Here is a 20,018-nt window from a genome sequence, read left to right as displayed (position 1 = left end):
GCAATTATAATCATGCAAATAGACAATGTGACGACTTTAGCGTCTTCCCTCTAAATATGGCCGTCAATCACTACGAGAACTTTCCTGTTGCGTCGATCCTGATGCCGCGCCGCCTGGTGCCGGCGGTCGAGGCAATCTACGCCTTTGCGCGCAGCGCCGACGACCTCGCCGACGAAGGCGACGCCGCGCCCGGCGAACGGCTGGCGGCGCTGCAAGCCTATGACCAGCAGTTGGACCGCATCGAGGCTGGCAGCGTTCCCGATGAGCCAATGTTCGCCCGGCTGGCGCATGTCGTGGCGCAGTACCGGCTGTCGGTGGGGCCGATGCGCGACCTGCTGTCGGCGTTCCGGCAGGATGTCGTCACGCCGCGCTACCAGGAATACGCGACCCTGCTCGACTATTGCCGCCGCTCGGCCAACCCGGTCGGGCGCCTGATGCTGGCCCTGTACGAGGCCGACGACACGGTCAACCTGCGCGACTCGGATGCGATCTGCAGCGCGCTGCAACTGATTAACCTCATCCAGGACGTCGCAATCGACCTGACGAAAGGCCGGATCTACCTGCCGCTGGAAGACCTGGCGCGGTACAAGGTCAGCGAAACGGCGCTGAAGGCGGGCGTCGTCGATGCACCCTTCCAGGCCCTGATGCGCTTCGAGGTCGAGCGTGCTCGCGCGTTGATGCTGTCCGGCGCGCCGCTGGCCAGGCGGCTGCCGGGACGCATCGGCTGGGAGCTGCGCATGATCGTTCAGGGCGGCCTGCGCATCCTCGACCGGATCGAGCGGGCCGGTTACGATGTGTTCAGGCACCGCCCGACGCTGGCCACCGCGGACTGGGTTGCTGTGGGCTGGGGCGCACTGCGCATGTAAAAGTCACGGCGCACATCGCCGGCAGCGCTGTCTACCCTGCTAGAATGCTCGCCTGACGGCACAGCCGTGCCGCAGCCGCCCAACCAGCACTCCACGACGATTTTCATGTCTCCAGACGAATACTGCCAGCAAAAGACCGTTCAAAGCGGCTCCAGTTTCTACTACAGCTTCCTGTTTTTGCCGCCCGAACGCCGGCGCGCGATCACGGCGTTGTACGCCTTTTGCCGCGAGGTGGACGACACCGTCGACGAAGCCACCGACGGTTCCGTCGCGCGCATCAAGCTGGCCTGGTGGCGCACGGAGGTCTCGAAGATGTACGCGGGCACGCCGACGCATCCGGTGATGCTGGCGCTGCAGCCCCATATCGCCGTCTACAAGCTGGAAGAACAGCACCTGCAGGCCATCGTCAACGGCATGGAGATGGATCTCGACCAGAGCCGCTATCTCGATTACCCGGGCCTGCAGCGCTACTGCTGGCACGTGGCGGGCGTCGTGGGCATCCTGTCGGCCAGCATTTTCGGCTACACCAATCCGCAAACGCTGGCGTATGCCGAAAAACTGGGCCTCGCGTTCCAGCTGACGAACATCATCCGCGACGTGGGTGACGACGCGCGCAAGGGCCGTATCTATCTGCCAGTGAACGAACTCCAGCAGTTTGGCGTCACGGCGAACGACCTGCTCAAGCTCCAGCACAGCGAGAAATTCGAAGCGCTGATGGCGTTCCAGGCCAAGCGCGCACAAGCCATCTACGACGAAGCGCTGGCCCTGCTGCCGAAGGAAGACCGGCGCGCCCAGCGTCCGGGACTCATGATGGCGTCGATCTACCGCACGCTGCTCGATGAAATCCAGCGCGACGGCTACCACGTGCTCAATCAACGCATCTCGCTCACGCCGCTGCGCAAGCTGTGGCTGGCGTGGAAGACGTATGTCCGCACCTAGGCTGCGCGTTGCAGTCGTCGGCGCGGGCTGGGCCGGCTGCGCGGCAGCAGTGACGCTGGCGCGCAAGGGCGCGGATGTGATCCTGTTCGAAGCGGCGCGCACCCTTGGCGGGCGTGCCCGCGGGGTCGATGTACGCGGCCTGGCGCTGGACAACGGCCAGCACATCCTGCTGGGCGCGTACGCCGAATCGCTGCGCATGCTGCGCCAGGTGGGCGTCGATCCCCATGCGGCATTGCTGCGCCTGCCGGTGCAGATGCGCTATCCGCCCGGCGGCGCCGGCATGGATTTCGTCGCGCCGCGCCTGCCCGCGCCGCTGCACCTGGCATTCGCGCTGCTGCGCGCCAAGGGCCTGGCGCGCGCCGACAAGCTCGCGCTGGCCCGTTTCAACAGCGCGGGCCGCTGGATGGGCTGGGCGCTGGACGTCGATTGCACGGTGGCCGAACTGCTCGAACGTTTTGACCAGACCGAGCGACTCACCACACTGATGTGGCGTCCGCTGTGCATCGCGGCGCTCAATACGCCGCCCGAGCGCGCGTCGGCCAATGTGTTCCTGGCCGTGCTGCGCGACAGCCTGGGCGCCAGCCGGCGCGCGGCATCCGACATGCTGCTGCCGCGCGTGGCGATGGGTGCGCTGTTTCCGGAGCCTACCGGCGCCTGGCTGGCGCGTGAAGGCCATGCGGTGCGCGCTGGCGTCAAGGTTGCGGCGCTCGCGCGCAACGTGAATCGCGATGGCTGGTGCCTGACGACGGGCGCGGGCGACGAGCAGGTTGATGCCGTGGTGCTGGCCACGCCGGCCAGCACAAGCGCTACACTGCTGGCGCCGTTTGCCGACTGCGCCGGACTGAGCGCGCAACTGGATGGTTTCACCTACGAGCCGATTGCCACCTGCTACCTGCAATATGCACCGGGCACGCGCCTGGACCTGCCGTTCTACGCACTGCTGGACGATCCGCAAGCGGGCCGCTGGGGCCAGTTCGTGTTCGACCGCGCCCAGCTCGATCCTGGCCAGGATGGCGTGTTCGCCGTCGTCGTCAGCGCTGCCGCCGAGGCTGCAGCGCTGCCGCGCGAGGCGCTCGCGGGCGCCATTGCGGCGCAGCTGGCGCACGACTTTGGCCGGCCCGAACTGGGCACGCCGGTCTGGACACAGCTGATCACGGAAAAGCGCGCCACGTTCACCTGCGCACCCGGCCTGGTCCGGCCAGGCAACGTTACGCCACTCCCGGGCGTGGTGCTGGCGGGCGACTACACGGCCAGCGACTACCCGGCCACGCTGGAGACGGCGGTGCGCAGCGGCCAGACAGCAGCGACGGCCATCCTCGCCTACGGCGCCCTGCCCCGCGAAAAGCGCAGCCTGTCGCACGGCGATGGTGCAGCGGCGGCCGGCGCCGTACAGTAGCACCATCGAAACACCCCTGATGGACACCACCATGACACCCCGACTCGGACTGCGAACGGTCGCCCTGCTGCTTCTCGTGGCGGCCAGCACGCTCGTACTCGTCATGCCGGAACTGATCGGCGGCGCCGCGCACGGCACGGCCAGCGCGATCGGTGCCATCCCGGTCCTCGGTCACCACTAGGCCGGCGCGTATCGTATGGCGTACTTTTTCTCCAAGCTCGACTACCTCGATGCTCTCAAGCGCGCGTTGATGGGGCTGCCGCCCGACGTGCAGGCCAAGACGCTCGCCTGGTACGAACAGCGCTTCGTCGACGGCGCAGCGCTCGGGCGGCTTGAACCGGATGTCGCCCGCGAACTGGGCGACCCGCGCGACGTCGCACTGACGCTGCGCACCAATGCCCATTTCGCGCAGCTGGCGCACAAGCCGGCGCCGCCAGCGGGCTCCGTGGCGCGCACCATGGTGTCGGGCTTCGGCCTGCTGGTGTTCAACCTGTTCATGCTGATTCCGGCGGCGGTGTTTGCGTCGCTGCTGATGGCGCTGTACATGTCGGCGTTTGGCGTCTATGTGTCGGGCATTGCCGTCACCGCCAGTGGCCTGGCCGGCTCGAACGAGCTGGTGCTGAGCGCCCCGCTGAGCCGCCTCGAAATGACGAACGACGACGGCGCAAGCGAAACACAGACCCGGGTGTCGATCGGCGAGCATGGCATCCAAGTGTACGAAGAGCCGGTGCTGCGACCGGATTTGCGGCCCGAGGCCGGCGACGATGGACAGGCCGCCGACGTCATCAGCGACAACCGTGACAAGCGCTCGCGCGTGCTGCGCGGCGCCGAAGCGGTGGCCGAGCGCCGCATTCAGATCACGACCGACCTCGATCCCGATTCGCGCACGACGCAGGTGGTGCTCGGGTGCGGGCTGATCCTCGGCGGTATCGCGCTGTTCCTGCTGTCGCTGGTGTTCAGCAAGTACACGATCGCCGGCATCCGCCGCTACGTGAACATGAACATGTCGTTGTTGAAGGGATAGCCGCCATGCGCTCATTGATGAAAGTGGGTTTCAGCCTGCTGCTGCTGGCAGCGGTGCTCGTGGCGCTCAGCTACAGCATGCTCAAGGCCAGCGGCACAGTCAGCGCCGCCGAAGGCCGCGCCGTCGCGCAGGATACGCGCCCGGTGCCGGCCGGCGTGGAGATCGTCGAGCTCGACGGCCCCATCGACCTGAATCTGCGCTACGGCGCCACGCCAATGCTCCGGGTGAGCGGCGAGCAGCGCATGCTGGGCAACGTCGAGGTCACCGGCGACGGCAAGGTCCTTCGGATTGGCATCCGCGGCATGGTGCTGCGCCACCGCGAACCGCTGGTGGTCGAGCTGGTGCTGCCAGTGCTGACGTCGGTGACGATCGAAGGCAGCGGCGACAGCACGATCAGCGGCTTTTCGGGCGACGCGATCGCGGTCCAGCTCAATGGATCGGGCAGCGTGCGTTTCAATGGCCGCTACCGCGACGCCACGGTTGGCCTGACGGGCAGCGGCGACCTTGACGTCAATGGCGGCGCCGCCATGGACCGCGTCGACACCCGCCTGATGGGCTCCGGCAGCATCACGGTCTCCGGCACCACCCGCGCGCTGGAAGCCGACACAACAGGCTCCGGCCGCCTCGACGCCGAACACCTGCGCGCCAGCGAAGTCACGCTGAGCCAGACCGGCTCCGGCGACAGCGTCGTCCAAGCCCGCGACACCATCCGCATCACCCTGAGCGGCAGCGGCGACGTCGAAGTCTACGGCAACCCCGCCGAACGCAGCACCAGCCGCACAGGCAGCGGCAGCGTCACCTACGAAGAATAACCCCCAACAAATAGGGTCAGTGTCGAATTGTTTGCCAACTTCAGTAAATCAGTTGCTCAATAATTCGACTCTGACCCCAATTGTTGGGCAATTGCCTTTTGAATAATTAGGGTCAGAGTCGAATTGTTTGACAACTTCAGTTAATCAATTTCTCAATAAATCGACACTGACCCTACTTTTTGCTTAGCAAGCGGTGGGTTTCAGGCGCTCGACTTCGAGGCCGAAGAACGGGCGCAAGCGGGTGCCGACCACGTTGCCGATGAAGGCGACGACCAGCCACAGCCAGCCGTGCAGGCTGCCTGACAGGATGCCGCTGAAGTACGCGCCGATGTTGCAGCCGTAGGCCAGGCGGGCGCCGTAGCCCAGCAGCAGGCCACCGACGATGGCGGCGATCAGCGAGCGCAGCGGCAGGCGCCAGACTGGGGCGTAGCGGCCGGCCAGCGCCGCTGCCAGCATTGCGCCCAGCACGATGCCGATGTCCATCACCGACGTGACGTCCTGCGAGATTGGCGAGGCCAGTGCGGCGGCGTTGGCTTTCGTGGACCAGTAGGCCCAGCTGGCCGTATCGATGCCCATCACTGCAGCCGCTTTCGCGCCCCACAGGGCGAACGCCGACGTCACGCCCCACGGCCGACCTGACAGCGCCAGCGTCGCGAAGTTGAGCACCACCAGCGCGAGCGCGCCGGCCAGCAGTGGCCACGGGCCATGCAGCCATGGCGAGCGATGCGGCGGCTGCACATGCGCCGGGACCAGTTTGCCGTGGCGGCGCTTTTCGACGACGATCGTGATGAACGCGATCAGCGCGAAGATGCCCCAGTTCAGCGCCAGCGCCGGCGCCAGGCCCAGTTCCTTGACGGCCGAGAGCGGCGCCAGTTGCGGCATCGAGGTCCAGAACGGCATGTGCGCGGTGCCGATCAATGAGCCAATGATGAAGAACAGCAGCGTGACGATCATGCGCGTGCTGCCGCCACCGACCGTGTAGAGCGTGCCGGACGCACAACCACCGCCCAGCTGCATGCCGATGCCGAAAATGAACGCGCCGAAGATCACCGACGTGCCGGCTGGCTGCACCAGGCCAGTCACCGGGTTGCCGAACAGCGTACCGGCGGCCAGCGCCGGGAAGAACAGCGCCACGCCGACGGCCAGCATGACCATCTGCGCGCGCAGGCCGGCGCCGCGGCCGTCGGCGATGAACACGCGCCAGGCGGACGTGAAGCCGAACGCCGCGTGGTAGAGCGCCACGCCGAGCAGCGCGCCGACGATGTACAGCGCCGACTGGCGGCCGCTCACCGCCTGTGCGAGATACCACGCGCCAAGCACGAGCAGGAACAACGCCACGCCAAGCGGGCGCACATTGAGGTCGACACGGGGCGGCATCGACAGAGTGGAAGAATTGGACATGACAGGGACCGTGCAAATGAAAGTAGGCCGGTATTGTCGTCGCTTTTGACAATCGTTGCTGGCCGCGCGCCCATTTTGCGCGCCGCAGACACGGCAGGCAGCAGGCCGGCGCGTCAGCGCTTACAATGCGCCAGCTGCTGCCAACCTGCACGGCGCATCATGCAATCAGGACCAAACCAGGACCAAGATGGCCGCAATCACTCCACATATCAATCCGGCCGAGGTCGAATTCACCGCGATCTGCGCCCAGGGCCCGGGCGGCCAGAACGTCAACAAGGTCTCGTGCGCCGTCCATGCGCGCTTCGACATTCCGGCGTCATCACTGCCACAGCCGGTCAAGGAGCGGCTGCTGGCGCTGCGCGACACGCGCATCTCGCATGAAGGCGTGCTGGTTTTGAAGGCGCAGCAGTCGCGCAGTCTGGAACAGAACAAGGAAGACGCGCTGCGGCGCCTGCAGGAGCTGGTCGACAAGGCCGCGATCGTGCCGGTCACCCGCCGCCCCACCCGGCCGACACGCGGCTCGCAACTGCGGCGGCTCGACGGCAAGACGCGCAGCAGCCAGACCAAGGCACTGCGGGGCAAGGTTACTGACTGAACGTCACTCGGAAGCGTGCAAAGTCTCGGACTCCACGTTATCCAGCGCCGCATACCACACCGCATACGGCGTATTGACCACCATGCGCCGGTTGTAATCCGGCGCGCCATCGGTCCACCAGACCGGCCCGCGCTCTCCCAGCGCCCGTTTGGCCTCGTCGACACCGGCGCGGGCCGCACGCTCGGCCGCATCATCGTTCGCCTTTAGCGCCGCCCCGACCTGCCGCCTTGCATCCATCAGCCCATTGACCAACTGCTGCCGCTCTTCCGGCGCCAGATGCGGATTGCTGCTGCGCCAGAGGCGCCCCTTGACGACGAAGTAGCGGCCGTCCGGCGTATTCGGATAACGGGAAGAAGAAGGCATGGTGTCGACTATACCTGCCAGCCCGGGATGCCAGCGCCCGGCTGCAGGATGCTCAAGGCATCACGCCATAGCGGTCGATGAAATACTTGACCCCACCCGGATTTGCGACCATCCACGCTCCCAGCGCCGGCCGGTACGCCTGGCGGAACATCAGCAGCAGGATCGCCGGTTCGAGCTGCCCTTCGCGCGCCAGCGCCCGCACCTGCAGCAGGCCCGGATCAAGGATGCCTTCGCCGCTATTGGCCTCGGCCTCGTCGGCGATCTTCAAGGCCCGACGCCACGTTTCGAGCTCGATCTCGAACGCCGACTGGCGCTTGTCCTTGTCTTCGGTGCGCAGCGCTACTTCCGTCATACCCAGCGCCAGCCGGAATGCGTGATCGGGCGTCTTCTCGGCATCCGTTTTCGAATCGAGACTGATCACGTACTTCCCGTCCGCATTCTCCGCCACGCGCACGCCGCGGCGCAAGCCCAGCGCCTTCAGTGGCAAGCCGGCGCCGGCCCGGTACCTGGCCAGCTTGCTCCAGTTGGGCCGCTGCGACGGATCGGCCTCGATGGCCTTGTACAGCATGGCCTCGGCCGCGGCCCGTTTGTCCTGGTAGAACAGCGCGTCGGACAGGTAGCGCCAGGCCTGCGAATTGTGCGGCTCGATGAGGGTCGCCTGGCGAAACAGCGCCTCGGCGCCCTTCCAGTCCCGTTGCACATAATGACAGTTGCCCGCAGCGACCCAGGCGCTGGAATACTGCGGATCGGCCAGCATCGTCGCCTCGTACTTTGCCAGCGCGGCCTTGATGTCCTGGCGCGCGAACGCCGCCTCGCCTTCGGCCATCAATTTCGCCGCCCTGGGGTTTGGCTGATGCAGCGGTGGTGGGGCAGGATCGTCCAGCATGCGCAAGACTTCCTGCGCCACCGGATCGTCGGCGGCCAGCAGCGTTGCCCGCTCGGCCAGCGCGCGCGACATGTCGCGCAGCTGCGGCGCCTTGTCCTGCGGCGCCACCGTCGAGAGTTTCAGCACCAGGCCCGCCGCCAGCGACAGTGGGATCGAGGCGGTCGGATCGGCCTGTTCGGCAGCCCTGTACTTCGCCAGTGCTTCCTGGTAGCGGGCGCGGCCCTCCAGCGCCTGCGCTTCGAGCACCAGGCCACGACACGGCTGGCCGCAACCGACGTCTGCATGGGCGCTCGGGGCGCCGGCGACATGCGTAGCGGCGAGAAGGGTTGCGAGCGTCAGTACGCGAAAAGAAGTCATGAAGGGGCCGTGGCGCGAAACGCTGATGAAGCGCTTATCTTACCAAGCATGCGCCCCGACTAGATCACGGAATGTCACCGCTGTGCAGCATCCAGCCAGACCAGCACGTCCCGCCCTGCCGCGCGTCCGCTGGCAAAGCAGGCAGTCAGCAGGTAGCCGCCGGTGGGCGCTTCCCAGTCCACCATTTCGCCGGCGACGAACACGCCGGGCAGCGCGCGCAGCATTGCGCTCTCGCCGTCCATCGCATTGAATTGCACGCCACCCGCACTGCTGATCGCCTCGTCGATCGGGCGCGTGCGGAGCAGGGTCACCGGCAGCGCCTTGATCGCAGCGGCCAGCCGCGCCGGATCGGCGTAATCGGCCTTCGACAGGCACTCGTGCAGCAGGCCCGCCTTGACGCCCTTGATCCCGAGCCGGCTTTGCAGGTGACTGGACATCGAGCGGGAACCCCGCCCGCGTGTGAGCTCGTCAAACACACGTTCAGCACTGTAATCCGGCGCCAGGTCGAGCCACAGCGTGGCATTGCCATCGCGCGCAATCGCGTCGCGTAGCGGTGCCGACAACGCGTACACCAGACTGCCTTCGACGCCGCCTTCCGTGACGACGAACTGGCCCTTGCGCCAGGCGATGGCGCCGTCGGCACCGCGCACGCCGGCCGCCACCGTCAACAGCGGCGCGCCGGCAAAGCGGCTGCTGAAATGCGCGCTCCAACCCGTGTCGAACCCGCAGTTGGCCGGCACCAGCGGCGCCACCTCGACACCGCGCTCGCGCAGCAGCGGGACCCAGGCGCCGTCCGAGCCCAGGCGCGCCCAGCTCGCGCCGCCCAGCGCCAGAATCGTCGCGTCGGCCTCGACCAGCCGTTCGCCGTCCGGCGTGGCAAAGCGCAGGCGGCCATCCTGCCAGCCGAGCCAGCGCTGGCGCATGTGGAAGCGCACGCCGCTGTCCTTCAGGCGGTGCAGCCACGCGCGCAGCAGCGGCGCGGCCTTCATCTCGAGCGGGAACACGCGGCCCGACGTGCCGACGAAGGTCTCGATGCCGAGGTCGTGGATCCAGGCGCGCACGGCGTCGGCATCGAACCCTTCGAGCCAGCCGTTCACGTGCACGGCGCGGTCGCGGTAGCGCTGCACGAAATCTGCATACGGTTCCGAGTGCGTGACGTTCATGCCACCCTTCCCGGCCAGCAGGAACTTGCGCCCGACGCTGGCCATCGCGTCGTAGACGTCGACCTGCACGCCCGCTGCCGCCAGCGTCTCGGCCGCCATCAGGCCCGCAGGACCGCCGCCGATCACGACGACACGGGGCGAAACGGCAGGATTGGCGGGCTGGGTCATGATGACGAACGAGAAAAAGCGGGACCCGCATTGTAGTCGGTTTCGGGTCCCAGAAAATCATGTAAAGGATGCTTGACATCACAAAATAACGGGCCTACGATGTAAAGCATCCTTTACTAACCACGAGAGGCACCAGATGGCTGCGAGCAAGCACGAGAAGCGGGTTCACAGGACGTATCTGCGCGAGATGGCCGGCGCGTTCCTCGTCTATGCTGTGCTGCTGATGGCCTCCATCCGCTTCGGCAGGCCAATGGACGACGGCCTGCTGCGCATCCTGGTGCTGCTCTCGCCGATGATCGGCTTTTGCCTGGCGCTGTGGGCGATCGCCCGTCATCTGGGCCGGGTCGACGAATACCTTCGCAGCTTTTTGCTCGAATCGTTCGCGCTGGCCTCCGGGCTGACCGCCGGACTCACCTTCAGCTACGGCTTTCTGGAGACCGCCGGCTATCCACGCATGTCGATGTTCGCCGTGTGGATGGTGCTGTGCGTCGCGACCATGCTCGTCTGCCTGGTACGCTCGGTGTACGAGAAGCTGCAGACGCGATGAAAAACCGTATCCGCGAACTGCGCGCCACGCAGGGCTGGAGCCAGGCCGACCTGGCCGAGCGCCTGGATGTCTCGCGCCAGAGTGTCAACGCAATTGAAACGGGCCGGTACGATCCCAGCCTGCCCCTTGCCTTTGCCATTTCCCGGCTGTTCGGCCTGCCGGTCGAAGCCATCTTCACACCTGATCAGGAGACCGCATGAAAGCTGCACTGTTGTTGACCCTGGCGCTTGGCGCCGCCCCCTTTGCCGCCGCCCAGTCTTCGGCCCCGGCGCCCCAGACTGCGAACCGCTTTGCCGCCAGCATCAAGCCGGCCGAAACCTTCGAATCCGGCGCGCTGCTGGTCGAGCGCCATGGCAGCAAGGGCCGGCCGGTGATCCTGATTCCTGGCCTGGCCAGCGGCCCGTGGGTGTGGCAGGACGTGATCCGCCAGTTCAAGGACGAGTTCACACTGTATGTCGTGACGCTGCCCGGCTTCGACGGCCGCCCGGGCCCAACTGGCGAACCCTTCGAAGGCGCGCGCGCCGCACTGGAAGGTTTGATCGCGCAGCGCAAGCTCAATAAGCCGATCCTCGTCGGCCACAGCCTGGGCGGCACGCTCGCCTACGCCGTGGCGCAGGATTTAGGCAACGGCATCGGGGGCGTCGTGGCGCTCGACGGCTTGCCGGTGTTCCCCGGCACCGAAAACATGCCGCCCGCACAGCGCCCGCAAGCAGCGCAGCGGGTGCGCGACACGATGGCCGTCGCCGACCCCAACGCCTGGGCTGCCCAGCAGCGCCAGTACATGCGCGGCCAGGGCGTGCTCGACATCGGCAAGGCCGACGACATCACGCCACTGCTGCTGCGCAGCGACCGCGCCGCCGTCGGCGCCTACGTGGCCGACGCGCTGGCGCTCGACCTGCGCCCGGGCCTCGAAAAAATCACCGCGCCGGTGCTGGTGGTGGCGCCGTTTTACCAGTACGATGGGGCGCAAGACACCATGACGGCCGACGACAAGGTCGCGCACTACCGCAGCCTGGTCGAGGGCATTCCCTCGGTCGAGGTGGTACCGATCGCGCCGTCCCGGCACTTCCTGATGATCGACCAGCCGCTGGCCCTGGCCGGCATCCTGCGCCGCTTTTTCGACCGTCGTTGATAAGGAGTTTTCCATGCGCCCTGTCACCTATTGGATCGGCCAGTTCCTGCTGGCCGCCGGTACCATGTTCCTGCTGCTCGCCGCCGTCGACCTGATGCGCGGCGACAGCCTGGCCGCCACCTGGCCCGCGACGCTGGGCTGGTCCGCCGCGGCGGCGGCAATCTTCGTCGGCTCGCGCTGGCGCCAGGCCAGCCGCGGGATCGGCTGCGCCGTCTGCAAGGATGAGCAGGTGCGCTGACGACCACCGGCCACAGTATTCCTTCACGATGTTCGATTTGTCAGATCTGCAATATTCTGCTTGACATGCCGCGTAGCAGGCATATTCTTGTCGTGGCCAGCTGCGAACGATGACGCCCGCACCGACGAGGCACGCCACGATTCGCCCGGCAGTCCGTTACAACATCTTGGAGGATGTATATGTCGGTAGAAATCGAATCGTTCGCTACGCGCAGGACAGTACTCGGTGCGCTCGCCACCAGCCCGCTCTGGATGGGCTCGGCGTGGGCCCAGCCCAACAATCTCAAGATCTCGCACCAGTTCCCCGGCGGCAGCATCGCGCGGGGCGACTTCCGCGACCGTCTGTGCCGCATGTTCGCTTCCGAGGTCGAAAAGCGCACGCGTGGCGGCGTTAAGTTTTCGATCTATCCGGACTCAACCATGATGCAGCCGGGCGCGCAGTTCGGCGCGCTGCGCAGCGGCAAGCTCGACATGGCGCTGGTGCCGCTGTCGTACGCGGGCGCCGAGGCGCCGGAAGCCAATATCGGCCTGATGCCGGCACTGGTCACGTCGTACGAACAGGGCTATGGCTGGCGCAACGCACCTGTCGGGCGTGAACTGTCGCGCATCCTTCGCGAACAGGGCCTGATCATCGTCAGCTGGATCTGGCAGGCCGGCGGCGTCGCCTCGCGCGGCGACCCGATCATCACGCCCGAAGACGCGCGCGGCCTGAAAGTGCGCGGCGGCTCGCGCGAGATGGACATGCTGCTGCAAAACGCCGGCGCCACGGTCGTCAACATGCCATCCAACGAGATCTACAACGCCCTGCGCAGCGGCGCGCTCGATGCGGCGCTGACGTCATCGACGTCGCTGATCTCGTTCCGCCTGCAAGAGACCGCCCGTTCGCTGACGACGGCGCGCGCCGGCTCGTACTGGTTCATGTTCGAGCCGTTGCTGATGTCGCGCACCGTGTTCGAGCGCCTGACCAAGGCGCAGCAGCAGGCGGTGATGACGGTCGGTGCCGATCTGGAAAAGTTTGCGATGAATTCGGCGCGCATGGACGATGCCGAAGTCGCCACCGTGTACCGCGGCGTCGGCGCGCGCGTGGTCGACCTGAATCCCGACGCGCTGCGCGGCTGGCAAGAAGTCGCCCGCAATACGGCCTGGAAGGACTTCGCGGCCCGCAACAGCAATTGTGCCAAACTGATGGCGCTGGCCGAGCAGTCGATCTCCGCGATCTAGTCGAGCTTGGACTTACCCGCCGGTCACGGGCGGAGAAACCTGCCTTACCCGCCCGTCACGGGCGGGAAGAACGCCACTTCGGCGCCGGCCGCCACGGGTGTGGCGCCGTCGCACATCACTTGCTGATGGGCCATGCGTACTGCACGCTCGGGCGCCAGCGCCTCGGCCCATACGCCGCCGCGCGCGCGCAGCAGTTCACGCACGGCGCCCACGGTCGCCACGTCAGGGGGCAGGTCCAGCTGTTCCTGCCCCGTACCGACTGCTTCGCGCAGCGCGGCGAAATACTTCACGTTGATCTTCATGACAATCCTAATGCTGTAGTTCGGCGAACGGGATGAAGCGCACCAGGTCGCCCGCGGCAATCGCATTGCCCGGCGGGTTATCAATCAACCCATCGCCCCACACGGTCGACGTCAGCACGCCGGAACCCTGGTTCGCAAACAGTTCAAGGCCACCGCCTGCATTGAAGCGCGCACGCAGGAATTCGTTGCGGCGGTCGCCCTTGAGCAAGTTGAAATCGGCGCGCACCAGATAGCTGCGCGGCTCGACCGGACCACGCACGCCCTGCAGGCGCAGCAAGAACGGCCGCACGAACAGCAGAAACGTGACGAAGCTCGACACCGGATTGCCTGGCAGGCCAAGGAAGAACGCATCAGCCGCGTTGGCCTCGGCCTCACGGCGCACCATGCCAAACGCCAGCGGTTTACCGGGCTTGACGGCGATCTGCCACATCGACAGGCGCCCTTCCGCCTCGACGGCCGGCTTGATATGGTCTTCTTCACCCACCGACACACCGCCCGACGTAATGATCAGGTCATGCGCCTGCGCGGCATCGCGAAGCGTGGCGCGCGTCGCGGCCAGCGTGTCGGGCACGATGCCGAAGTCGGTGATCTCGCAGCCGAAGTTTTCCAGCAGCGCGCGCAGCGTGAAGCGGTTCGAGTTGTAGATCGCGCCGGGCGCCAGATCCTGTGCTGCCACCTCGCCCGGCATCGCCAGTTCGTCGCCCGTGAAGAACACGGCCACGCGCAGGCGCCGGTGCACGGGCAGCGTCGCCAGGCCGACCGAAGCGGCAAGCCCCAGTTCCTGACTGCGCAAGCGGGTGCCAGCGGTCAGGATCGCACTGCCAGCGCCGATGTCTTCGCCCTTGCGGCGGATCCACTCGCCGTCGGCCGGCGCATGGCGCACGGTCACATTGTCGCCCGCGGCCTCGCACTGCTCCTGCATCACGACGGCGTCGGCGCCCGGTGGAATCAGTGCGCCGGTGAAGATACGCGCTGCCGTGCCGGGTTCGAGTGGCTGGCCGACGTGGCCGGCCGGGATGCGCTGGGCCACGCGCAGCGTCGCCTCGCCGCTCGCGCAGTCGGCGGCGCGCACGGCGTAGCCATCCATCTGCGTGTTGTCGGCCGATGGCACGTCAATGGTAGCCAGCTGGTCCTCTGCCAGCACGCGGCCGTTGGCGTTCAGCGTGGGGATCGTTTCGATGTCCGTCACGGGGCGCGCAGCGGCAAGCAGCACGTCCAGCGCCTCGCGCACCGTCAGCATCGGCGGTCGTTGTCCTGGTGCGTTCATGCTACAGCCCCGTGTGGTCGGCGATGTACGCCTTCATTTGCGCGACGTCGGCAGGCATCACGACGTAGCGCTGTGGCAGCGCCTCGATGTCGTCAAAACCGGCCGGCCGCTCGGCATCGGTGCCCAGCGCTTCGAGGATCGTCTCGTTGAACTTGGCGGCCAGCGCCGTTTCCAGCACGATCATCGGCACGCGCGGCGCCATGTGCTCGCGCGCGACCTTGATGCCGTCGGCCGTGTGGGTGTCGATGGTGATGTCGTAGTCGTCGGCCACGTCCCGGATCGTATCCAGGCGGTCGTTGTGCGTCGAGCGGCCCGAGGCGAAGCCGAAGCGGGCCACCTGCTTGAATTCGTCGCCATCGCTGCCCGGCTTGCCGGACAGGTCGAAGCCGCCATGCGTGTCGACCTTGCGGAACAGCGCGTGCGTACGTTCGGCGTCGCGCCCGACCAGGTCGTAGACGAAGCGCTCGAAGTTCGACGCCTTCGAGATATCCATCGACGGGCTGCTCGTGTGGAACGTCTCGGCCGCCTTGCGCACGCGGTACACGCCGGTGCGGAAGAACTCGTCGAGCACGTCGTTTTCGTTGGTGGCAGCCACCAGCTTGTCGATCGGCAGGCCCATCATGCGGGCGATGTGGCCGGCGCAGATATTGCCGAAGTTACCCGACGGGACGGTGAACGACACCTTCTGGTCGTTGCTCGTCGTCGCTGCCAGGTAGCCGCGGAAGTAGTACACCACCTGGGCCACGACGCGCGCCCAGTTGATCGAATTGACGGTGCCGATCTTCTGGCGCGCCTTGAACGTCAGGTCGTTCGAGACGGCCTTGACCAAGTCCTGGCAATCGTCGAAGTTGCCCTTGACGGCGATATTGAAGATGTTCGGGTCTTGCAGGCTGAACATTTGCGCGGTCTGGAACGCGCTCATGCGCTCGTGGGGCGACAGCATGAACACGCGCACGCCTTTCTTGCCGCGCATCGCGTATTCGGCGGCGCTACCGGTGTCGCCCGAGGTCGCGCCGAAGATGTTCAGTTCATCGCTGTTCTTGGCCAGTGCATATTCGAACAGGTTGCCGAGCAACTGCATCGCCATGTCCTTGAACGCCAGCGTCGGGCCATTCGACAGCGCCTGCAGGATCAGCTTGCCATTGCGGCCGTCTTCCAGCACGCGCAGCGGGGTGATCTCGGCAGCAGACTCGCCGGCACGCGCGTTGCAGTACACGGCGGGCGTGTAGGTGCGCGTCGTGATGGCCTTGAGGTCGGCGTCCGGAATGTCGGTAGCGAACTTGCGCAGGATCTCGAAGGCCAGGTCGGCGTACGACAGCGTGCGCCACGCGTCAAGCTCGGCGCTCGTGACCTGCGGGTACTCGGCCGGCAGGTACAGGCCGCCGTCCGGGGCCAGGCCGCCGAGCAGGATGTCACAGAAATTCTCGGGATTGCGTGCTGCGGACGCGCTCGTCGCGCGGGTGGACACATAGTGCATACGGTTGTAGATCCAGTTGGCTCGGGTGGATCGTCAATTATAGTGGGAGCCAGAGAAATTGTATGCTGTGCTGCAAAAAAGTCATGTCACCCAATAAGATTGGGCGGCCGATGCCCTGGCCGCCCAACGATTGCTGAACCGATGTAAATCAGCAGGCGGCGTGATTGACCGTCACGACGTGGATGGCCAGGCCGCCAAGCGACGTTTCCTTGTACTTGACCTGCATGTCCGCGCCTGTCTGGCGCATCGTTTCAATCACGCTGTCCAGACTCACGAAGTGCACGCCATCGCCCTTGAGCGCCAGCGACGCCGCCGTGATCGCCTTGATCGCGCCCATGCCGTTGCGCTCGATGCACGGGATCTGCACCAGCCCGCCGATCGGATCGCAGGTCATGCCCAGATGGTGTTCGATGCCGATTTCGGCCGCGTTTTCGATCTGCTCGTTGGTGCCGCCCAGCGCTGCGACCAGCCCGGCGGCCGCCATCGCGCACGCCACGCCGACCTCGCCCTGGCAACCCACTTCGGCGCCCGAGATCGATGCGTTCTTCTTGCACAGCATGCCGATCGCCGCTGACGTAAGCAAAAAGTCGCGCACGCCGCGCTGCGGATCGATCGGGCGGCAGTCTTCGGCGTAGTAGCGCAGCACGGCCGGGATGATGCCGGCGGCGCCATTGGTCGGCGCCGTGACGACACGGCCACCGGCGGCGTTTTCTTCGTTGACGGCCATCGCGTACAGGCTGACCTGCTGCACGGCGTCGTGCGGCAAGGCGTTCTGTGGCTGGGTTTCCTGCGCCTGCTTCCACAGGGCTGCCGCGCGGCGGCGCACATTGAGGCCGCCCGGCAGGCGCCCTTCCGTCTTCAGGCCCTGGCAGATACAGTCGCGCATCACGCGCCACAGGCGATCCAGGCCAGCATCCAGATCGGCATCGCTCATGCGCACGCGCTCGTTCGCGCGCAGCATGTGCGGGATCGTCAGGCCGTGCGTGCGGCCGTGCTCGAGCAGCTGGACCATCGTGTCGAACGGGTACGGCACCGGCGTGCCGACGGGCTCGAGAGTGCGCGCCTGCGCTTCGCCGGCCGCGGTAATGAAACCGCCGCCGACCGAATAATAGATGCGCTCGATGATGCTGCCGTCACGCAGCTGCAGCACGAAGCGCATGCCGTTCGGGTGTTCGGGCAGCGTCGAGGCCTTGTGCCAGACCAGGTGGACACGGGCGTCGAACGGCACCGTCTTGATGCCCAGCAGTGCGATCTGTCCATCGAGCGCGGCGAGATCGAGCTTGTCGTCGACCGACGCCGGATCGAGCTCCTGCGGCGTCTCGCCCATCAGGCCCAGGATCACGGCCTTGTCGGTGGCATGGCCGACGCCCGTCAGCGCCAGCGAACCGTACAGGTGCGCCTCGACGCCGACCGCCTCGTCCAGCATGCCGCTTTCAAGAAGAAAACGGCGCGCCGCGACCATCGGCCCCACCGTGTGGGAACTCGACGGGCCGATACCGATCTTGAACAAATCAAACACGCTCATGTCCATCTTGTGTCTCCTGCTTTTTTATTATTGAGGCGAGGTCTTACGCTGCCGCCTTGATGCCGACATCGATATTGGCCAGCATCGAATCGACCATCTCGTCGATGCCGATGCGCGATTGCCAGCCCCAGTCCGACGTCGCGCGGCTGTCGTCCAGGCTTTTCGGCCACGAATCGGCGATCTGCTGGCGGCTGTCGGGGGCGTAGGCGATGGCGAACCCGGGACGCGCCTTTTGAATGGCGGCGGCCAGTTCGCGCGGGTTGAACGACACGCCGGCCACGTTGTACGACGAACGGATCACGACCTGTTCGGCGGGCGCTTCCATCAGTTCGATGGTGGCGCGGATGGCGTCGGGCATGTAGATCATCGGCAGCGTGGTCTCGGGGCCGAGGAAGCATTCGTACGTCTCGCCGTGCAGCGCCGCGTGGAAGATCGCGATCGCATAATCGGTGGTGCCACCGCCCGGTGGCGACTTGTAGCTGATGATGCCGGGATAGCGGATGCTGCGCACGTCCACGCCATACTTGCTGTGATAGTACTCGCACAGGCGCTCGCCGGCCAGCTTGCTGATGCCGTAGATCGTGGTCGGGTCCATGATCGTGAACTGCGGCGTCTGTTCGCCCGGCGTGTTCGGGCCAAAGGCGGCGATCGACGAGGGCCAGAAGACTTTCAGTGGCTTGCCGGCGTCGCCGCGCTCGCGCGCGATCTCGAGGATGTTGAGCAGGCCATCCATGTTCAGGCTCCAGGCCTTCAGTGGCGCTTTTTCGCCGGTGGCCGACAGCATGGCGGCCAGCTGGTAGACCTGGGTGATGTCTTCGTCGGCGATCAGGCTTGCCAGCGCATCCTGGTCCAGCACGTTCAGGCGGGTGTAGCGCGCGGCGCCGTACAGGTTGTTCTCGCCGATGTCCGACGCGATGACGTTCTGCGCGCCGTGGCGCTCGGCCAGCGCGCTGACCAGTTCACTGCCGATCTGGCCGTTGGCGCCGATGATGAGGATGCGTTCCATGCTGTGATTCCTTGCGTGTTTATTTATTATTGTTGCTTGATGATGCCCAGCTCGCGGCCGGCTTGTTCGAATGCCTTGAGCACGACGTCCAGCTGTTCGCGGGTATGCGCCGCCGACAGTTGCACGCGCACGCGCGCCTGGCCCATCGGCACGACCGGATAGAAGAAGCCCGACAGCAGCACGCCCAGCTCGAACATGCGCGCCGCGAATTTCTGCGCGACCGGTGCGTCGAACAGCATCACCGGCACCACCGGGTGCGTGCCCGGCTTGATCGTAAAGCCGATGCGCTCGATCTCGGCGCGGAAGTACGCGGTGTTCTCCATCAGGCGGTCGCGCAGTTCGGTGGACTTGGAGATGCGCTCGAGTACCGCGAGCGAGGCGCCGGCAATCATCGGCGCCAGCGTGTTCGAGAACAGGTACGGGCGCGATTTCTGGCGCAGCGTCTCGATCACTTCCTTCTTGCCCGACGTGAAACCGCCCATCGCGCCGCCCAGGGCCTTGCCCAGCGTGCCGGTGATGATGTCGATCTTGCCGATCACGCCGCAGTGTTCGTGGGTGCCGCGGCCGGTCGCGCCCATGAAGCCCGATGCGTGGCACTCGTCGATCATGGTCAGCGCGCCGTACTGCTCGGCCAGTGCGACGATCTTGTCCAGCTGGGCGATCGTGCCGTCCATCGAGAACACGCCGTCGGTGACGATGATCTTGTGGCGCTTGCCCGCTTCGGTGGCGGCGATCAGCTGCTTTTCGAGGTCCGCCATGTCGTTGTTGGCGTAGCGGTAGCGCGCTGCCTTGCATAGGCGCACGCCGTCGATGATCGACGCGTGGTTCAGCGCGTCCGAGATGATCGCGTCGTTCTCGTCGAACAGCGGCTCGAACACGCCGCCATTGGCGTCGAACGCGGCGGCGTACAGGATCGTGTCTTCGGTGCCCAGAAATGTCGACAGCGCCGCTTCCAGTTCCTTGTGCACGGTCTGCGTGCCGCAGATGAAGCGCACCGACGACAGGCCGTAGCCGTACTTTTCAAGCGCGGCGGCGGCGGCTTGCTGGGTTTCCGGGTCGCCCGCCAGGCCAAGGTAGTTGTTCGCGCACATATTGATCAAGGTGCGGCCATCCTGCGCGACCACTTCGGCGCCCTGGCGCGAAGCCAGCACGCGCTCCGGCTTGAACAAGCCATCGCTACGCAAGGTGTCGAGTTTTTGCTGCAGGCCGCTGTAGAAAGTCTGGTCGCTCATGGTGTTTTTCCTGTTCCGTGGATGGTCCGGCTTGACCGGCAGTTGGCGGATGCTGTACCGTGGGTTTGTTCGATGTAGAAGACTTATCCTGTATATCGAACA

22 protein-coding genes are annotated in these 20,018 nt (G+C 66.1%); 12 read left to right on the top strand and 10 right to left on the bottom strand.

Going from position 1 to position 20,018, the window contains the following annotated elements; translation table 11 throughout:
* Nucleotides 1-56 precede the first annotated feature (56 nt).
* The 6 genes from hpnC (at nucleotide 57) to AC1MGT_RS22210 (ending at nucleotide 5,037) form a co-directional block, all read left to right on the top strand.
* The gene (gene hpnC, locus AC1MGT_RS22235; protein WP_499502143.1) at nucleotides 57-866 is read left to right on the top strand and encodes a squalene synthase HpnC; all 810 of its coding nucleotides are present in this window, start codon (nucleotides 57-59) and stop codon (nucleotides 864-866) included.
* A 105-nt stretch (nucleotides 867-971) separates the two neighbouring features.
* Complete coding sequence (gene hpnD, locus AC1MGT_RS22230; RefSeq protein WP_258837886.1) at nucleotides 972-1,805, top strand: presqualene diphosphate synthase HpnD; 834 nt, start codon at nucleotides 972-974, stop codon at nucleotides 1,803-1,805.
* The gene (gene hpnE, locus AC1MGT_RS22225) at nucleotides 1,792-3,201 is read left to right on the top strand and encodes a hydroxysqualene dehydroxylase HpnE (RefSeq protein WP_499502142.1); all 1,410 of its coding nucleotides are present in this window, start codon (nucleotides 1,792-1,794) and stop codon (nucleotides 3,199-3,201) included. Before hpnD ends, hpnE begins: the two co-directional genes overlap by 14 nt.
* Nucleotides 3,202-3,232: 31 nt before the next feature.
* Nucleotides 3,233-3,382, top strand: coding sequence for a hypothetical protein (locus AC1MGT_RS22220; protein WP_343028146.1), 150 nt, complete (start codon nucleotides 3,233-3,235; stop codon nucleotides 3,380-3,382).
* A 15-nt stretch (nucleotides 3,383-3,397) separates the two neighbouring features.
* Nucleotides 3,398-4,225: a DUF1700 domain-containing protein gene (locus AC1MGT_RS22215; protein ID WP_499502141.1), complete on the top strand. Its 828-nt coding sequence runs from the start codon at nucleotides 3,398-3,400 to the stop codon at nucleotides 4,223-4,225.
* A gap of 5 nt (nucleotides 4,226-4,230) precedes the next feature.
* Nucleotides 4,231-5,037, top strand: a complete 807-nt coding sequence (locus tag AC1MGT_RS22210) for a GIN domain-containing protein (protein WP_499502140.1) — start codon at nucleotides 4,231-4,233, stop codon at nucleotides 5,035-5,037.
* A gap of 183 nt (nucleotides 5,038-5,220) precedes the next feature.
* Here the strand turns inward: AC1MGT_RS22210 and AC1MGT_RS22205 are convergent, their stop codons facing one another.
* Nucleotides 5,221-6,438: a YeeE/YedE family protein gene (locus tag AC1MGT_RS22205; protein ID WP_499502139.1), complete on the bottom strand. Its 1,218-nt coding sequence runs from the start codon at nucleotides 6,436-6,438 to the stop codon at nucleotides 5,221-5,223.
* A gap of 187 nt (nucleotides 6,439-6,625) precedes the next feature.
* Between AC1MGT_RS22205 and arfB the strand changes: the two genes are divergently transcribed.
* Complete coding sequence (arfB, locus tag AC1MGT_RS22200) at nucleotides 6,626-7,033, top strand: alternative ribosome rescue aminoacyl-tRNA hydrolase ArfB (protein ID WP_499502138.1); 408 nt, start codon at nucleotides 6,626-6,628, stop codon at nucleotides 7,031-7,033.
* Between the two features lie 3 nt (nucleotides 7,034-7,036).
* Here the strand turns inward: arfB and AC1MGT_RS22195 are convergent, their stop codons facing one another.
* The 3 genes from AC1MGT_RS22195 to AC1MGT_RS22185 form a co-directional block, all read right to left on the bottom strand.
* Complete coding sequence (locus AC1MGT_RS22195; RefSeq protein WP_499502137.1) at nucleotides 7,037-7,396, bottom strand: hypothetical protein; 360 nt, start codon at nucleotides 7,394-7,396, stop codon at nucleotides 7,037-7,039.
* A 52-nt stretch (nucleotides 7,397-7,448) separates the two neighbouring features.
* Nucleotides 7,449-8,639, bottom strand: coding sequence for a tetratricopeptide repeat protein (locus AC1MGT_RS22190; protein WP_499502135.1), 1,191 nt, complete (start codon nucleotides 8,637-8,639; stop codon nucleotides 7,449-7,451).
* Nucleotides 8,640-8,713: 74 nt separating this feature from the next.
* Nucleotides 8,714-9,970: a TIGR03862 family flavoprotein gene (locus tag AC1MGT_RS22185; RefSeq protein ID WP_499502134.1), complete on the bottom strand. Its 1,257-nt coding sequence runs from the start codon at nucleotides 9,968-9,970 to the stop codon at nucleotides 8,714-8,716.
* Nucleotides 9,971-10,106: 136 nt separating this feature from the next.
* On the opposite strand from AC1MGT_RS22185, the gene AC1MGT_RS22180 reads away from it, so the two are divergent.
* From AC1MGT_RS22180 to dctP, 5 genes are all read left to right on the top strand, one after another.
* Nucleotides 10,107-10,517, top strand: a complete 411-nt coding sequence (locus tag AC1MGT_RS22180; protein ID WP_499502133.1) for a hypothetical protein — start codon at nucleotides 10,107-10,109, stop codon at nucleotides 10,515-10,517.
* On the top strand, nucleotides 10,514-10,717 hold the full coding sequence (locus tag AC1MGT_RS22175; protein ID WP_183552114.1) for a helix-turn-helix transcriptional regulator: 204 nt from the start codon (nucleotides 10,514-10,516) through the stop codon (nucleotides 10,715-10,717). Before AC1MGT_RS22180 ends, AC1MGT_RS22175 begins: the two co-directional genes overlap by 4 nt.
* Nucleotides 10,714-11,649, top strand: a complete 936-nt coding sequence (locus AC1MGT_RS22170; RefSeq protein WP_499502132.1) for an alpha/beta fold hydrolase — start codon at nucleotides 10,714-10,716, stop codon at nucleotides 11,647-11,649. The genes AC1MGT_RS22175 and AC1MGT_RS22170 overlap by 4 nt, the downstream gene beginning before the upstream one ends.
* Before the next feature lie 13 nt (nucleotides 11,650-11,662).
* Nucleotides 11,663-11,887: a hypothetical protein gene (locus tag AC1MGT_RS22165; RefSeq protein ID WP_499502131.1), complete on the top strand. Its 225-nt coding sequence runs from the start codon at nucleotides 11,663-11,665 to the stop codon at nucleotides 11,885-11,887.
* A gap of 179 nt (nucleotides 11,888-12,066) precedes the next feature.
* Nucleotides 12,067-13,107: a TRAP transporter substrate-binding protein DctP gene (dctP, locus tag AC1MGT_RS22160; RefSeq protein ID WP_499502130.1), complete on the top strand. Its 1,041-nt coding sequence runs from the start codon at nucleotides 12,067-12,069 to the stop codon at nucleotides 13,105-13,107.
* Nucleotides 13,108-13,151: 44 nt separating this feature from the next.
* Here the strand turns inward: dctP and moaD are convergent, their stop codons facing one another.
* The 6 genes from moaD to kbl form a co-directional block, all read right to left on the bottom strand.
* Nucleotides 13,152-13,409 (bottom strand): molybdopterin converting factor subunit 1, encoded by a 258-nt coding sequence (gene moaD / locus AC1MGT_RS22155; protein ID WP_482898659.1) that lies wholly within the window; start codon nucleotides 13,407-13,409, stop codon nucleotides 13,152-13,154.
* A 7-nt stretch (nucleotides 13,410-13,416) separates the two neighbouring features.
* The gene (locus AC1MGT_RS22150) at nucleotides 13,417-14,676 is read right to left on the bottom strand and encodes a molybdopterin molybdotransferase MoeA (protein ID WP_499502129.1); all 1,260 of its coding nucleotides are present in this window, start codon (nucleotides 14,674-14,676) and stop codon (nucleotides 13,417-13,419) included.
* 1 nt (nucleotide 14,677) lies between these two features.
* Nucleotides 14,678-16,153 carry a threonine synthase gene (gene thrC, locus AC1MGT_RS22145; protein ID WP_499502128.1) on the bottom strand — a complete coding sequence of 492 codons (1,476 nt, stop codon included), beginning with the start codon at nucleotides 16,151-16,153 and terminating at the stop codon, nucleotides 14,678-14,680.
* A gap of 148 nt (nucleotides 16,154-16,301) precedes the next feature.
* A complete protein-coding gene (locus tag AC1MGT_RS22140; RefSeq protein ID WP_499502127.1) occupies nucleotides 16,302-17,684 on the bottom strand; it encodes an L-serine ammonia-lyase in 1,383 nt (460 codons plus the stop codon).
* Nucleotides 17,685-17,721: 37 nt separating this feature from the next.
* Nucleotides 17,722-18,684 (bottom strand): NAD-dependent epimerase/dehydratase family protein, encoded by a 963-nt coding sequence (locus AC1MGT_RS22135; protein ID WP_499502126.1) that lies wholly within the window; start codon nucleotides 18,682-18,684, stop codon nucleotides 17,722-17,724.
* A gap of 26 nt (nucleotides 18,685-18,710) precedes the next feature.
* On the bottom strand, nucleotides 18,711-19,916 hold the full coding sequence (kbl, locus tag AC1MGT_RS22130) for a glycine C-acetyltransferase (protein ID WP_499502125.1): 1,206 nt from the start codon (nucleotides 19,914-19,916) through the stop codon (nucleotides 18,711-18,713).
* Nucleotides 19,917-20,018 lie beyond the last annotated feature (102 nt).

The organism is Telluria sp. BA11, assembly GCF_056680305.1.
Note: the sequence above shows the minus strand (reverse complement) of the source record. Positions and strands in the feature narration are given on the sequence as shown.